The 13249-nt window shown below is 65.8% G+C and carries 18 protein-coding genes and 1 other RNA gene; 7 read left to right on the top strand and 12 right to left on the bottom strand.

The window, feature by feature from the left end; all coding sequences use genetic code 11:
• Positions 1-2: 2 nt before the first annotated feature.
• Together CH293_RS21380 and rnpB are read right to left on the bottom strand one after the other, a co-directional pair.
• The gene (locus CH293_RS21380; protein ID WP_019666004.1) at positions 3-188 is read right to left on the bottom strand and encodes a hypothetical protein; all 186 of its coding nucleotides are present in this window, start codon (positions 186-188) and stop codon (positions 3-5) included.
• 17 nt (positions 189-205) lie between these two features.
• An RNA gene (gene rnpB / locus CH293_RS21375) (RNase P RNA component class A) lies at positions 206-647 on the bottom strand.
• Between the two features lie 52 nt (positions 648-699).
• On the opposite strand from rnpB, the gene CH293_RS21370 reads away from it, so the two are divergent.
• Together CH293_RS21370 and CH293_RS21365 are read left to right on the top strand one after the other, a co-directional pair.
• Positions 700-1221: a DUF1697 domain-containing protein gene (locus tag CH293_RS21370; protein WP_037109245.1), complete on the top strand. Its 522-nt coding sequence runs from the start codon at positions 700-702 to the stop codon at positions 1219-1221.
• Complete coding sequence (locus CH293_RS21365; protein ID WP_094721434.1) at positions 1218-2462, top strand: ArsB/NhaD family transporter; 1245 nt, start codon at positions 1218-1220, stop codon at positions 2460-2462. The genes CH293_RS21370 and CH293_RS21365 overlap by 4 nt, the downstream gene beginning before the upstream one ends.
• On the opposite strand, the gene CH293_RS21360 is transcribed toward CH293_RS21365, so the two are convergent.
• From CH293_RS21360 to cobC, 4 genes are read right to left on the bottom strand one after another with little or no spacing between them, the layout of a single operon-like run.
• Positions 2451-3545 (bottom strand): bifunctional RNase H/acid phosphatase, encoded by a 1095-nt coding sequence (locus CH293_RS21360; RefSeq protein WP_170945314.1) that lies wholly within the window; start codon positions 3543-3545, stop codon positions 2451-2453. The two genes, CH293_RS21365 and CH293_RS21360, sit on opposite strands and share 12 nt — an antisense overlap.
• On the bottom strand, positions 3533-4270 hold the full coding sequence (locus CH293_RS21355; RefSeq protein ID WP_176460081.1) for a zinc ribbon domain-containing protein: 738 nt from the start codon (positions 4268-4270) through the stop codon (positions 3533-3535). Before CH293_RS21355 ends, CH293_RS21360 begins: the two co-directional genes overlap by 13 nt.
• A 43-nt stretch (positions 4271-4313) precedes the next feature.
• Complete coding sequence (locus CH293_RS21350) at positions 4314-5459, bottom strand: Nif3-like dinuclear metal center hexameric protein (protein WP_094721432.1); 1146 nt, start codon at positions 5457-5459, stop codon at positions 4314-4316.
• Positions 5456-6514, bottom strand: coding sequence for an Rv2231c family pyridoxal phosphate-dependent protein CobC (gene cobC / locus CH293_RS21345; protein ID WP_094721450.1), 1059 nt, complete (start codon positions 6512-6514; stop codon positions 5456-5458). Before cobC ends, CH293_RS21350 begins: the two co-directional genes overlap by 4 nt.
• A gap of 103 nt (positions 6515-6617) precedes the next feature.
• On the opposite strand from cobC, the gene CH293_RS21340 reads away from it, so the two are divergent.
• From CH293_RS21340 to CH293_RS21330, 3 genes are read left to right on the top strand one after another with little or no spacing between them, the layout of a single operon-like run.
• Positions 6618-7313, top strand: coding sequence for an HAD-IA family hydrolase (locus tag CH293_RS21340; protein ID WP_094721431.1), 696 nt, complete (start codon positions 6618-6620; stop codon positions 7311-7313).
• Positions 7300-7788, top strand: coding sequence for a low molecular weight protein-tyrosine-phosphatase (locus CH293_RS21335; RefSeq protein ID WP_255032897.1), 489 nt, complete (start codon positions 7300-7302; stop codon positions 7786-7788). The genes CH293_RS21340 and CH293_RS21335 overlap by 14 nt, the downstream gene beginning before the upstream one ends.
• A 33-nt stretch (positions 7789-7821) precedes the next feature.
• On the top strand, positions 7822-8784 hold the full coding sequence (locus CH293_RS21330) for an SURF1 family protein (protein WP_094721430.1): 963 nt from the start codon (positions 7822-7824) through the stop codon (positions 8782-8784).
• Here the strand turns inward: CH293_RS21330 and CH293_RS21325 are convergent.
• Positions 8725-9708, bottom strand: coding sequence for a cobalamin biosynthesis protein (locus CH293_RS21325; RefSeq protein ID WP_094721429.1), 984 nt, complete (start codon positions 9706-9708; stop codon positions 8725-8727). The two genes, CH293_RS21330 and CH293_RS21325, sit on opposite strands and share 60 nt — an antisense overlap.
• A gap of 55 nt (positions 9709-9763) precedes the next feature.
• A complete protein-coding gene (locus CH293_RS28655) occupies positions 9764-9889 on the bottom strand; it encodes a hypothetical protein (protein ID WP_255032896.1) in 126 nt (41 codons plus the stop codon).
• Positions 9890-10037: 148 nt separating this feature from the next.
• Between CH293_RS28655 and CH293_RS21320 the strand changes: the two genes are divergently transcribed.
• Positions 10038-10601, top strand: a complete 564-nt coding sequence (locus CH293_RS21320) for a permease (RefSeq protein ID WP_094721428.1) — start codon at positions 10038-10040, stop codon at positions 10599-10601.
• Positions 10602-10611: 10 nt separating this feature from the next.
• Here the strand turns inward: CH293_RS21320 and CH293_RS21315 are convergent, their stop codons facing one another.
• From CH293_RS21315 to CH293_RS21300, 4 genes are read right to left on the bottom strand one after another with little or no spacing between them, the layout of a single operon-like run.
• A complete protein-coding gene (locus CH293_RS21315; RefSeq protein ID WP_037109316.1) occupies positions 10612-10860 on the bottom strand; it encodes a hypothetical protein in 249 nt (82 codons plus the stop codon).
• Between the two features lie 41 nt (positions 10861-10901).
• Positions 10902-11324 (bottom strand): hypothetical protein, encoded by a 423-nt coding sequence (locus tag CH293_RS21310; protein WP_255122949.1) that lies wholly within the window; start codon positions 11322-11324, stop codon positions 10902-10904.
• A gap of 25 nt (positions 11325-11349) precedes the next feature.
• Positions 11350-12027: a GAP family protein gene (locus CH293_RS21305; RefSeq protein WP_094721427.1), complete on the bottom strand. Its 678-nt coding sequence runs from the start codon at positions 12025-12027 to the stop codon at positions 11350-11352.
• Between the two features lie 22 nt (positions 12028-12049).
• Positions 12050-12943, bottom strand: a complete 894-nt coding sequence (locus CH293_RS21300) for a LysR family transcriptional regulator (protein ID WP_094721426.1) — start codon at positions 12941-12943, stop codon at positions 12050-12052.
• A gap of 117 nt (positions 12944-13060) precedes the next feature.
• Between CH293_RS21300 and CH293_RS21295 the strand changes: the two genes are divergently transcribed.
• Positions 13061-13249, top strand: a 189-nt coding sequence (locus tag CH293_RS21295; protein WP_141217209.1) for an aldehyde dehydrogenase family protein, incomplete at its 3' end; no start/stop codon positions are given.

Genomic DNA, 13249 nt, shown 5'->3' with positions numbered 1-13249 from the left:
CGTCAGTTGTTCCAGTCGTCGTCGGCCTTGTCCGCAGCTTTGTTGCGCTCGGCTGCGATCTGAATGGCGCGTTCGGCGGTGGCGCGGTCCGGATACGGGCCCATGCGGTCGAGTGCTCCGGACTCCTTGCCCTGCGAAACTGTCTTGGTGCGTACGTCGTAGTACCAGGCGTCGTCTTCTGTACTCATGAGAGCAAGCCTAGGTGCGAACGAGTCGGCATGTAAGCCGGATCCTGTGAACCGGCCCGCCGAAACGGGACGGAACGACGACCATCCATCTGGGCACACCGTCGCCGGGTACCTCGAGCAGTCCACCCGCAGGCTCGGGCGAGCAGCCCTCGAACACCTGCGCAGTCGCACTCCCGAGGGAATGCGACCTTCGACCTTGCTCCGGGCGGGGTTTACCTAGCCACCCCAGTCACCTGGGGTGCTGGTGCGCTCTTACCGCACCGTTTCACCCTGACCCGCGTCGCGCTGTCCGAAGACAGCGCGAGCGCGGGCGGTCTGTTTTCTGTGGCACTGTCCCGCGAGTCACCTCGGGTTGCCGTTAGCAACCGCCCTGCTCTGTGGAGTCCGGACTTTCCTCGGCTCGAAGCTTGGCGGAATCGCTCCGCCAGTTCCCCGTGCCGCAGCCGTCCAACCGACTCGTTCGCACGGTGGAACTCTACCCGGTCGTACGGCTGGAACTAGAGTTCACCTCATGGATCACGTCGTCCTGCTGCGCGGAATCAACGTCGGCGGAATCAACATCAAGATGGTCGACCTTCGGCAAGCGCTCTCGCAGGCCGGATTCGAGCAGGTGCGCACGGTCCTCGCGACCGGCAACGTGCTGCTGTCGTCGCCGCTGTCCTCCGCGGAACTGAAAACCGCGATCGAGAAGATCCTCTCCGACACGTTCGGGTACGAGGCGTGGGTGATCGTCCTCGATCCGCGCGCCTTGCGCGGCATCGTCGACGACTACCCGTTCGACGCCGAACGCGACGGGTGGCACCCGTACGTGATCTTCGGCAACAACGACGAGCATCTCGAGGAACTGGCGCGAACAGCCGATGCGCTCGATCCCGAGCTCGAGCGAGTGTCCCGCGGCCGGGGCGTCGTCTACTGGGAGGTCGTGAAAGGCAACACCACCGACAGCATCGTCGGAAAGGTCACGGCGAAAGCCAAGTACAAACCCACCACCACTACGCGGAATCTGCGCACGCTCGTCAAGATGCTGGCGTGAGCGTCGTAGCAGCCGCACTCGTTGCTGCGGTGCTGATCTTCGCGATCGTCCGACCCCGCGGTCTTCCGGAGATCGTCGCTGCACTCCCCGCAGCAGTGGTGGCACTGTTGCTCGGGCTCGTCACCCTGTCCGACGCACGCGAGCAGGTGCTGGAACTCCTTCCCACCGTGGTGTTTCTGGCGTTCATCCTCGTTCTCGCCCATCTCGCCGACGCGCTGGGTGTCTTCCGGTGGGCGGCGTCGGTCATGGGCAGATCTGCCCGCGGCAACCCGCATCGGCTTCTCGGATCGGTGTTCGTGGCCGCCGCCGTCACCACGGCCGTCCTGAGCCTCGACGCGACTGTCGTGTTGTTGACGCCGGCAGTGATCGGCGCGGCGCGGGCTCTGCGCATGTCGCCTCGGCCGCACAGTTACGCCACAGCACACCTGTCCAATTCCGCGTCGACGTTGCTGCCGGTGTCGAACCTGACGAACCTCCTGGCCTTCACCGCGACGGGCCTGACGTTCGTGCATTTCGCCGCGCTGATGGCGCTGCCGTGGATCGTGTCCATTGCGATCGAGTTCGCGGTGTTCTGGGTGTTCTTCCGCGGCGACCTCCGACACGATCCCGCACGATCCGAGAATGTCTCGGTGGCGGAACCCGTCGTCGCTCCCACGGCGGCGCTGGTGGTCCTCGGCGCAACGTTGCTGGGCTTCGCCGTGGCCGGGTTCTTCCACGTCGAACCGTTCTGGGTCGCGGCCGTGGGCGCGTGCGCTCTCGCCGTGCCCGCTCTGAAGCAGGGTTATACCGTGCCGTCGCGCGTGCTGCGGGCCGCCGACCTCACATTCTGCGGCTTCGTGCTGATGCTGGGGATCGTCGTCGAGGGTGTCACGGCCGGGCCCATCGGCGACTGGCTCGCGAGCATCTTGCCCGGCGAGGCGTCGTTCCTCGGACTGTTGACGACCGCCGCCATCGCGGCAGTGGCGTCGAACGTCGTCAACAACCTGCCCGCGACGCTGATGCTGCTCGCCGCATTCGGCTCGTCCGCTCCCCCTGGTCTGCTTCTCGCGATGATCGTGGGCGTCAACCTCGGGCCGAACCTGACCTACGTGGGCTCGCTCGCGATCATGTTGTGGCGCAAGGTCGGCGCGGCACACGGCGAACCGGCGTCGTTGCGCACCTTCACCGTCCTCGGTCTGATCAGCACGCCGCTGACGATCCTCGGTGCCGTCGCCGCCCTCTGGCTCGCCCTACAGGTATGACGTGTCGTTGACGAGACGGACCGATGCACCGCCGTCGGGATAGAACTCGGCAATGCTGAGCGACGCGAGATCCAGATGCAGCCGGTACAGCAACGACGGCCCGACATCGAGAGCGAGCTGCAGCAGCATCTTGATCGGGGTCACGTGGCTGACCACCACGACCGTCGATCCCGCGTAGGACGCGACCAGCTTGTCGCGGGCCACGGTGACCCGCTCCAGGACGGTGTCGAAGCTTTCGCCTCCCGGTGCGGCGACCGAGGTGTCACCCCGCCACTTCTGGTGGACGTCCGGGTACTTCTCGAACGCCTCCTTGAACGTGAGGCCCTCCCAGTCACCGAAGTCGGTCTCGGTCAGTTCGTCCAACGTGGAGACCTCGAGACCTACCTTGCGTGCGAGCGCGCCTGCCGTCTGCTGCGCCCGGCCCAGCGGCGAGGCGACGATGGCCGCGATGTCGTCTCGCTGCGCGAGATGGGCGGCCGCTGCGGCCGCCTGACCCTCGCCGATCTCGGTCAGTGGCGGGTTTCCTCGGCCCGAGTAGCGACGCTCCACCGACAGTGGAGTCTGTCCGTGCCGCAGCAGAACCAGCCGCGTGGGCTCACCCGTCGCTCCGGTCCAGCCGGGTGCGGCCGGCTTGACGTCGCGGTCCTTCGGGGGCTCCAGTTCCCGACCGTCGGCCGCGGCATCCATCGCCTCGTTGGCCAACCTGTCCGCGTGCGAATTCTGGGCCCGGGGAATCCACTGGAACGTGACGTTGTCGAAACCGCGGACCAGGTCGGCGGCCTCACGGTTGAGCGGAATCATGTCCGGGTGCTTGACCTTCCAGCGCCCGGACATCTGCTCGACGACGAGCTTGGAATCCATCCGCACCTCGACCTCGCGCGCACCGACCTCGCCTGCAGCGGTCAATCCGGCGACGAGACCGCGGTACTCCGCGACGTTGTTGGTCGCGACGCCCAACGCGAGGCGCCGTTCGGCAAGGACTTCGGAGCGGTCGGCGGACAGCACCACCGCGCCGTACCCTGCCGGGCCCGGGTTTCCCCGCGATCCACCGTCTGCCTCGACGACAACCTTCACAGGCCGGATTCCTTGGTGCGCACCAGAATGGCATTGCATTCCGAGCATCGCACCAGCTCGTCGGCGGGCTTCGCCGCGATGCGTGAGATCTCGCCTCGATCGAGTTCGATCCGGCAGGCGCCGCAGCGTCGGGCCTGCAGTAGGGCGGCGCCGCGGCCGGTGAGAGCGCGTTGCTTCTCGTAAACCGCCAACAGCTCGTCCGGGAACGTGCTCGCCAATTCCGATCGCCGTGAGGTGGCGCGCTGCTCCGCGGAATCGACATCGGCCACGGCATCGTCTCGCCGACGTCCGGCGTCGACGAGCTCGTCCTCGATCTGGGTCAGCTGTGCACCGGCGTGGTTGTAGTCGGTCTCCGACGCCTCGCGCCTCTCCATGACCTCGAGCAATTCCTCTTCGAGGATTCCCTGCCGACGTTCGAGGCTGGCGAGTTCGTGCTGGAGCTCGGACATCTGTTTCGCCGCGACGGTGCCGCTTTCGAGGAGCGAGCGGTCGCGGTCTTCACGCTGGCGGACCGCGTCGACCTCGCCTTCGAGCTTCTTGATGTCACGATCGAGGTCGTCCATCGCCATCTGGACCGTGACGGCTGCGTCCTTGCGGGCGATGCGCTCGGCCTCGAGCTTCTCCACCTCGGCCTGCTCGGGAAGACTTTTACGACGATGCGAGATCTGCGTCAGCTCGGTGTCCACTGCGGCCAGTTCGAGAAGTGAGGCCTGCACTCGGGGATCGACATTCACGCGTGATGACTCCTGCGACTATGGAAGAAATATTCGGCCAAGCCTACCGGCTCCGATCGTCCACCGAACCCACTGTCCACGGATCGGTCCTGCGGGTACTCACGCGGCTGCTCCATCCCCCGTCGTCGCCGAACTCTGCGTCGACGATGCGTCGCGCCTGCTCGCACCACGGCCACTCCGACGCCCAGTGCGCGACATCGACCACGGGTGCGCCTCCCGCGCGAAGGTGCTCGTCGACGACGTGATGCCGCAGGTCCGAGGTCACGTACACGTCGGCTCCGAGGGATGTCACCGCACTCAGATAGCCGTCGCCCGCTCCCCCGCACAGCGCGACCGTCCGGATCTCGGCGTCGGGATCGCCTGCAGCCCGGACACCCCACACCGTCTCCGGCAACACGGCGCGCACTGTTCGTGTGAACTCGCGCAAGGTGGTGGGCCTGTCCAGCACCCCGATCCGTCCGAGGCCCGTGCAGCTCGGGAGCCTGACTTCCTCGAACACGTCGATCGCCGGTTCCTCGTAGGGGTGAGCTCGCGTCACGGCGTGCAGCATGTCCGCCCGCTTCGACGCAGGCGCCACCACCTCGATGCGGTCCTCGTCGACTTTCTCGAGCACACCGTGGTCGCCGATCGCCGGCGTCGAGCCGACGCCGGGAAGGAACTGGCCGAGCCCTCGGGTGCTCCAGCTGCAACGGCTGTAATTTCCGATGGCTCCGGCGCCTGCGTCGAACAGCGCGTCCCTGACGGCGTTGCCGTGCGACGTCGGAGTGAAGACGACCCACTTGTCCACTCGCGGTCCGTCGATTGGATCGAGGGGGCGCGTGTCGGTCACGCCGAGCGCATCCGCCAGGGCGTCGGACACGCCAGGGTTGGCGCTGTCGGCATTGGTATGCGCGGTGAACAGTGCGCACCCGGCCTTGACGAGACGGTGGATGAGGGCGCCCTTGGGTGTGTTCGCGGCGACGGTATCCACACCGCGGAGCAACAGTGGGTGGTGCACCACCAGCAGGTCGGCGCCCATGTCGATGGCTTCGGCGACGACCTCCTCGGTCGCGTCGACGGCGTAGAGAACAGTGCCGACGCGATCGGCCGGGTCACCGCACACCAACCCCACCGAATCCCAGCTCTCGGCGAGCCGCGGCGGGTAGTGCGCCTCGAGAACCGCAATGACGTCGGCGAGAAGGACAGTCATCGTTCACCTTTCGATAGTGCGTGCTGTGGCGGTGAATTCTTCGGCAGAGATTTCGTGAAGGCATCGACGAGGACGTCTACCTGCGCAGAAGGCCGAACAGCCACCCGGAGGTGGCCCGGCGCCAGGCCCGGGAAGGTGTCGCACCGTCGAACTGCGACACCGTGCTCACGTAGTCGCTGACGCACTCCTTCCGCGTCCGGAACGGACAGAAGCAGGAAGGGAGCGCGTGCCGGCCCGTGTACATCGATCCCGAGTGCGGTCAGGCGTCGTGTCATGTCCTCGCGCTCGGCAGCGATGACCGATGCCCTGGCTTCGGCCAACGCAACGGCGTCCGGCTCGCTGCACGCTTCGATGGCCTCGATCTGCAGACTTCCGAGCGGCCAGTGCGCCCGCCCGACGGTGAGTTCGGCGAGGACGTCCGGATGTCCGAGCGCGTATCCGCACCGCAGTCCGGCGAGCGCCCATGTCTTGGTGAGGCTGCGCAGCACCAGCACATCGTCGAGGGAGTCGGAGGCAACGGACTCGGCTTCACCGGGCACTGCGTCGGCGAACGCTTCGTCGACGACGACGATGCGTCCGGGGCGACGCAGACCCAGAATCGAGTGTCGCTCGTGCAGCATCGAGGTCGGGTTGGTCGGATTACCGACGATCACCATGTCTGCGCCCTCGGGAACCGCGGTCGGATCCAGCCGGAACGGCGGCGGCGACACCACATGTTCGACGGGTATGCCTGCTTGTCGCAACGCCAGTTCGGGCTCGGTGAACGACGGATGGATCAGCGCAGCCAGCCGTGGTTCCAGCCGCGGCAGCATGGCGAACCCCTCGGCACCCCCGGAGAGCAGCAGTACTTCCTCCGGGGCTCGGCCGTGTCTGCGTGCGACGGCGTCCCGGGCGCGCAGGTCGGCGTCGGCCGACGGGTAGGAGCCGAGCGAATTCAGCGATCGGCTCAGCCTTTCGCTGAGCCAACGAGGTGGGCCTGTTCCTTGGACGTTGACTGCGAAATCGACCAGTCCAGCTCCCACTTCGGCGTCACCGTGGTGGCGGAGAAGCGACATCGCGTCCAATTCTTCCCTGTCCTTTCGTTACCGACGAGCGTATCCCGCGCCTGCCGCGAGTGGAGCATGCGAAGGACCGGTCACCAACCGATATGGTTTTGTCATGACAAATCTCGATGCCGCGCGCAGTCCACGAGCCACGGTGGTGCTGTTCGACCTCGACGGCACGCTCACCGATTCCGCACCGGGCATCCTCGCGGGCTTTCGGCACGCACTCGCCGCGGTCGACGGGCCCGAGCCGACGGAAGAGCAACTCGCTCTGGTCATCGGGCCACCGTTGATCGACACCTTCGGCGCGATGGGGCTTCCCGACGACGTCGCGCAGAAGGCGCTTGCCGCATACTTCGAACGCTATGACGCCAAGGGCTGGGCGGAGAACACCGTTTTCGACGGTATCGAGCCGGTGTTGGCCGAGTTGAAGGATCGAGGAGTTCGGCTCGGAGTGGCCACGTCCAAGTCCGAGCGATTCGCGCACCGGATCCTGGACCATTTCGGACTGGCCGAGTACTTCGAGTTCATCGGAGGGGCGAGCAACGACGGCAGCCGCCGCGCCAAGCCCGACGTCATCGCGCATTCCCTGCAGAACCTGGGCATCACGGCCACCGAAGCATCGGACGGCGGCACCGAGGGTGTCCTCATGGTCGGTGACCGCGATCACGACGTGCACGGCGCCGCTCGATTCGGCATTCCGGCGATCTATGTGGACTGGGGGTACGGAATCGCGGGCGAGAACGACGAGGCCGCGTTCACCGTGACGACCATGGACGAGCTGGCGAAGGTGCTCGGTGACAACACGTAAACCAGCCCTCCATGTGACGTTCGTCTGCACCGGCAACATCTGCCGGTCCCCCATGGCGGAGAAGATCTTCGAGCAACACCTGCGGGAAGCGGGGCTGGACTCGGTACGGGTATCGAGTGCAGGTATCGACGGGTGGCACGAGGGCGAGGGCGCCGACCCACGCACCGTCGCCGAGCTCGATGCGCACGGTTACGACAGCGATCACGAAGCCGCACAGGTGAACGACGATCACCTCGGCGCCGACCTTCTCGTCGCTCTCGACACCGGTCACGTTCGCGAACTACTGCGTCTCGGTGCTCCCGCCGACCGGATCGCACTCCTCAGATCGTTCGACGACGATGCTGACGACGAGTCCGTCGCCGACCCGTACTATTCGTCCGACGACGCGTTCACCACGGTCCGCGAACAGATCGAATCCGCCATGCCCGGGCTGGTGAGTTGGACCGAGAACGCCGTCTCCGACGAGGCGTCGTAGATCGATGTCGGGCGAGCCGCTACCGTAGTTGTCGTGCGAAGGCTCCGATTTCTGCTGCGTCCGGGTTGGTTGGCGGTTGCTGCTGTCGTCGCCATGTTCGCGTACCTGTGCTTCACGGTCCTGGCGCCGTGGCAGCTCGGCAAGAACACGTCGACGTCGCACCGCAATGATCTGATCAATCGATCCGTGGACGCCGAGCCTGTCGCGCTCGGCGAACTCCTCACGCCCACGGGCTTCGCCGACGACGACGAATGGCGTCGTGTGGTCGCCACCGGGTCCTACGAATCGAACAAAGAAGTGCTGGTTCGATTGCGCAGCATTCGCGAGCAACCTGCATACGAGGTGATCACCCCGTTCCGCCTCGGCAGCGGGGAAACGATCCTCGTCAACCGCGGTTACGTGTTGCCGGTTCGGGGAACCGAGCCGCCGACCATCGAGCCGGCTCCGACAGGTGAGGTGACCCTCGACGCACGGATCAGACGAGCCGAGGGAACCTCACGCGAACCTATCGAAGAAGCCGGACACATCCAGGTCTACAACATCAACCCGGCCCAGATCGGGTCGGCTCTCGGCGTCACACCCGTTCAGGGATACCTGCAGCTCGACGACGGTCAACCCGGCGGTCTGGGCGTGATCGAACTTCCGCAGACCGATTCCGGCCCGTACCTGTCCTACGGCCTTCAATGGCTGGCGTTCGGAATCATGGCACCGCTCGGCCTCGCCTACTTCGTCCGAGCCGAGTGGCGTGAACGCCGCAAAGCAACGAACCGAGATCTCGCAGATCCCGCGGACGACGTCCAGCCGGTGTCCGCGCAGGACGCTCCCGAGGTCAGCACTCCGTCGGAGGCCACAGGTTCCGATTCCGCCGAGCCGGATTCGGAGCCCGAGTTCACACTGCCGACGCGTCGGGAACGCAAGTCTCGCGCCAAGTCCGCATCATCGACGCACACCGCGCAGGATGCCCGCCTGGCCGATCGCTACGGCAAGGGCCGCTGACGCAGCTGTCGCACCGATCTGGACCAGTGTGGACAATCGTGCCGCGCGCTGTAGGTCCGCAGGTAGCGGACGTCTGCCGTCGCCGAGCGTCGGGCGGATCTCGACACCGTGGGTGTATTCGGTTCGCCCGCCCACACTGATACCGAGTGCGCCTGCTGCCGTGGCTTCTGCCACGCCCGCGTTCGGGCTCGGGTGACGCGAGGCGTCCAACCGCCAGGCCCGCACCGCGTCGGCAGAGCGTCCGCCGACAAGTGGAGCGAGAACTGCCGTCATCACCCCGGTCACTCGCGCAGGTACGAGGTTGATCACGTCGTCGAGGCGCGCGGCGAACCACCCGAACCGCTGATACCGCGGCGAGCGATAGCCGATCATCGCATCCAGTGTGTTGACCGCGCGGTACCCGAGGATCCCGGGCACTCCGGCGACCGCACCCCAGAAGACCACTGCCACAGTCGCATCCGACGTGTTCTCGGCCACGGACTCGACCGAGGCACGCGTGAGACCGTCCGAGTCGAGGACACGGGGATCACGCCCGCACAGTGATGGAAGCAGTGCCCGTGCCTGATCGATCCGGTCGTGGCGGAGGTGCTCGGACATCACGGAACCCGTCCGTGCCAACGATGTTCCGCCCAGCGCGGTCCATGTCGCCATGGCTGTCAACGCGATGTCCGCGACTACGCCACGCCGGGCAGCAGCCCTCGTCGCCACCGACCCGGCAGCAACGACGGCACCCAGCAGAAGGGATGTGTGGACGGCACCGGCTGCTCGGGCGTCGCGATAGGTGTGCCGTTCGAGCGCCGCTGCAGCACTACCGAACCCGGCGACCGGGTGATACCGACGAGGGTCGGCCAGCGCCAGGTCGATACCGAATCCGAGCACCAAGCCCGCAGCGCGGCTGTCCCATCGCGTCCAGCGGAAGGTCATGGAAGCGACGGTAGCGAAGCTGAGGATCGATCGGCGCGCCCGGGTGCAGGGATCGTCAGGCCCAGCGCGACTTGTACACGCTCGCCATCTGACGGTTGTTGAACTCGAGATCGCGACCCGAGTGAAGCATCGCAGCTGCGATGCCGACGAAACCGACCGTTGCCATCAAGATCATTGCCATGGTGTCCCCCAAGGATCGCCGAGAGAGCCCGCTGTCGGGCCCTGATGATCTTGATTGTTACCGACGGGTACAGATAAGAAAATGCAGATGAGGGGGCCGTCACATGTGTCAACGGTCACCGAACACAACCGGGGCTAGGATCGACCACATGACCGTAGAAGGCGGATTCCCGAGCGAGTCCACACCAGCAGCGACCACCACGGGACGACCGAGTTGGATCAACAAGGCGATCGTCGTTGCGGTCGCGGTGGTCGCGCTCGTGATCGCCTACCTCGTCCTGTCCGCGTTCCTCCCGAGATGGTGGAGCATCAGGGTTGCCAACCTGTCGGATCAGGCGTTCAGCAAAGGCATCTTCTGGGGCCTGGTCTTCGGGATCCTGTCGACCCTTGTGCCGCTGCTGTTCTTCACCGCGGCGTGGCGAGTCAGAAAGAAGCGTGGCGGCAAGGTCACCGCGATCGTCTCGATCGTTCTGGCCGTCGCCGCTGCTGTCCCGAACCTGCTGACACTGTCCATCGTGCTCGGAAGCAGCAATGCTGCACACGCAGGAGAGCGCACCCTCGACACCGAGGCTCCGGGCTTCCGCGGAGCCACCGCACTCGGCGCGATCATCGCCGTCGTACTGTTCGCTGCCTTGGTGTTCCTGATCGTTCGCGGACGCAGGCGTCGCGCGCAGAAGCGAAGTGCAGCCCAGGCTCCATCGCCTCAGGGCTGACCCCGACCGGTCAGGGCACTACGGGCGCTTTTCCACCGTCGTAGGGCTCGACGGTGACTTGCTCTTCGGGGGTCAGGGACACAACGGCTGGACCGGCTTCCTCGGTCACCGTGAGCACCACCGACAAGCCCTCCTGCGCGACGGACTCGATCCGCCCGCGCTGCTCTCCGGTGTCGTCCACGAGTGCGTAATCTCCGACCAGAACCAGCAACTCCTCGGCGGACAGTGTGCGGCGGCCACCGAAATCTTCCACAGTCATGACTACACCGTAGGCGAAGCGACGCGGTGCGCGCCGCTGTGTCACTCGTGCCCGGGTGGAGGATCGGTGACCAGCACGTCGTCGATCGGCAGATGCAACGCCAGTTCCACCCTCCGCTCGTCCCAGCTGGGATACGCGGGGCGAATCCATACGCGGGTGTCGTCGAGCTGAACCAGCAGGAACCGTCGCCAGGTCCAGGTCTCGACCGGATCGAGGAGGTCCGTGTGAGCGAGCACCGGCACGGGCGCGCGGCCCCACACCGGCTTGGACAACGACGAAAGGCCTTGCTCCATCAGTACATCGGCGGCGTCGTCGACGGGGAGGCTCTGTGCGAGAAGGTGGCCGACGGGATTGACGGCGTCGACACAGCTCTCGTCGTAGTCCTCCGAGACCGTCCAGCCCACGATCTCACCGTCGGACGGACGCCTCACCGGAAGTCGGCTGCGCCACCGCGTGATATCCACTGCAACCACCTTACCGACCGCCTACTCACCACAGATGCGTGTGATGAACCAGCGCATCGATCACGAGGACCGAGCCGATCACCGCGAACACCACTCGCACGGCCGCGGGGCCATACGCCGTCAGAGCGCGCACCACGGATCGATAGCGTCGGCGAGCAGACGGACTGCGCCCCATCGACAATGCGAGGACCGCCGCCGGAATACCTGGCGCGAGGAGGCAATAGAGCACGATGACGACGGGCCACGCAGCCGGCAACGGGTCGGACGCGGATATCATCGCGAGGCCGGCCAGATACGGTACGGCAGTAGGAGCCTGGACGATTCCGATGGCAAATCCCGTCGTCGCCAGGAGCGGCGCACTTGCCCGGAACCGAGCCGTCCACGCCGGCGGCGGACGCGAGGATCGCGGCACACACGCCAGAACGATCAAGGTGGCACCGACCGCAGCCTCGCCCCAGTACCGAACGGTCAGGGTGAGCTCGAAATCGACGATGCGGGAGAGAAAATCTATCCCGAGCACTGCCAGTATTCCGAAGGCAGTCGTGGCGGCGAAGACTCCGCCGAGAAAAGCCGATCCGGTTCGAAGCGGTGAACGCCTGCGCATCCGGGCGTCGTACGCGATCGCTGCGGTCAGACCGATCAGAAGAACGTCCAGGGAATCGAGAATTGCAAACCCGGTCAGCGCAGCGAACAACGTGATCATGTCGGTCTCAGCCTATACACGCTCACCCGTCGGATCGGAGATGAGGCGCGTCCGCCACGACGGCACGAAGCAGTTCGTCGACGGCTTTGACTCTCGCCAGCCCGGCCAGTTCCCGCGGTACCGCGACCCAGTAGGTCCGGTCGATCGAGAATTGTTCTCCGGCCACGCGAACGAGCGTGTCGTCGGGTTCCCCGATGTAGCTGGGCAGCGGCGCGATTCCTAGACCGCTCCGCGCGGCGAGCCAGTGACCGGTGATGTTGTTGGTCTGAATCTGCGCCCGTCCGTCGGTCAGAAACGAATCGAGTATCCGCAGCGGAGCCACATCGAGGAGGGCGCCGACGTACCAGATGAGCGTGTGTTCTCGCAGATCGTCGCTCGTGAGGATTCTCGGATGGGTCTGCAGGTACTCCTCGGTCGCGTACAGAAACAACGAGTACGTCGCGAGCTTCCGATACACGACGAACCGCGGCGACGGCTGTTCCAACGTGATCGCGACGTCGAATTCCCTTGTGTTCAAGGTCTTGTGCTCCGTCGCCGTGACCAGTTCGACGTCGAGGTCGGGATGCTTCCGGCGCAGCGTGGTGAGGTTGGGCGTCAACACGAATGCCCCGAATCCGTCCGGTGCGGCGATACGAACCGATCCGCTGAGCGAGCCGACGCTGGACGTCTGATCCTCGAATGCAGCGATCAAGGTCGACTCGACGGATTCCGCGTACCCGACCAGTCGTCGGCCGGCTTCGGTAAGACGCCATCCCGCAGGAGTGCGATCGAACAGTCTCTGACCGACCGATTTTTCGAGGCTCGTGATCCGTCGACCGACGGTGGTGTGGTCGACCCCCAGCGCCTTTGCGGCCTCGTTGAGGCGGCCGTGACGGGACACTTCGAGGAAGTAGAGCAGGTGGTCGGCAGTGAACACGCGACGAGGCTATCAGTCCCGTGCATTTTTGCACGCGTCGCTGCAATATTGGCCTTTGACTAGCGCAAACTTGCGAGACAAGGTGGATGTCACAACGCCGAGACGAAGGAACCTTTCGTGAGCACAATTTCGCACTGGTACGACAACAAGCCGTTCGCTGGTACCTCCACCACCACCGCACCGGTCACCAACCCCGCCACCGGCGAAGTCACCGGCCAGCTCGCACTCGCCAACCTCGACGACGCACGCACCGTCATCGACGCCGCCGCAGCCGCCTTCCCCGCCTGGCGCGACACCTCCCTCGCC

The sequence above is a fragment of the Rhodococcus sp. 14-2470-1b genome (genome assembly GCF_002259415.1).
GTDB lineage: Bacteria > Actinomycetota > Actinomycetes > Mycobacteriales > Mycobacteriaceae > Rhodococcoides.
Note: the sequence above shows the minus strand (reverse complement) of the source record. Positions and strands in the feature narration are given on the sequence as shown.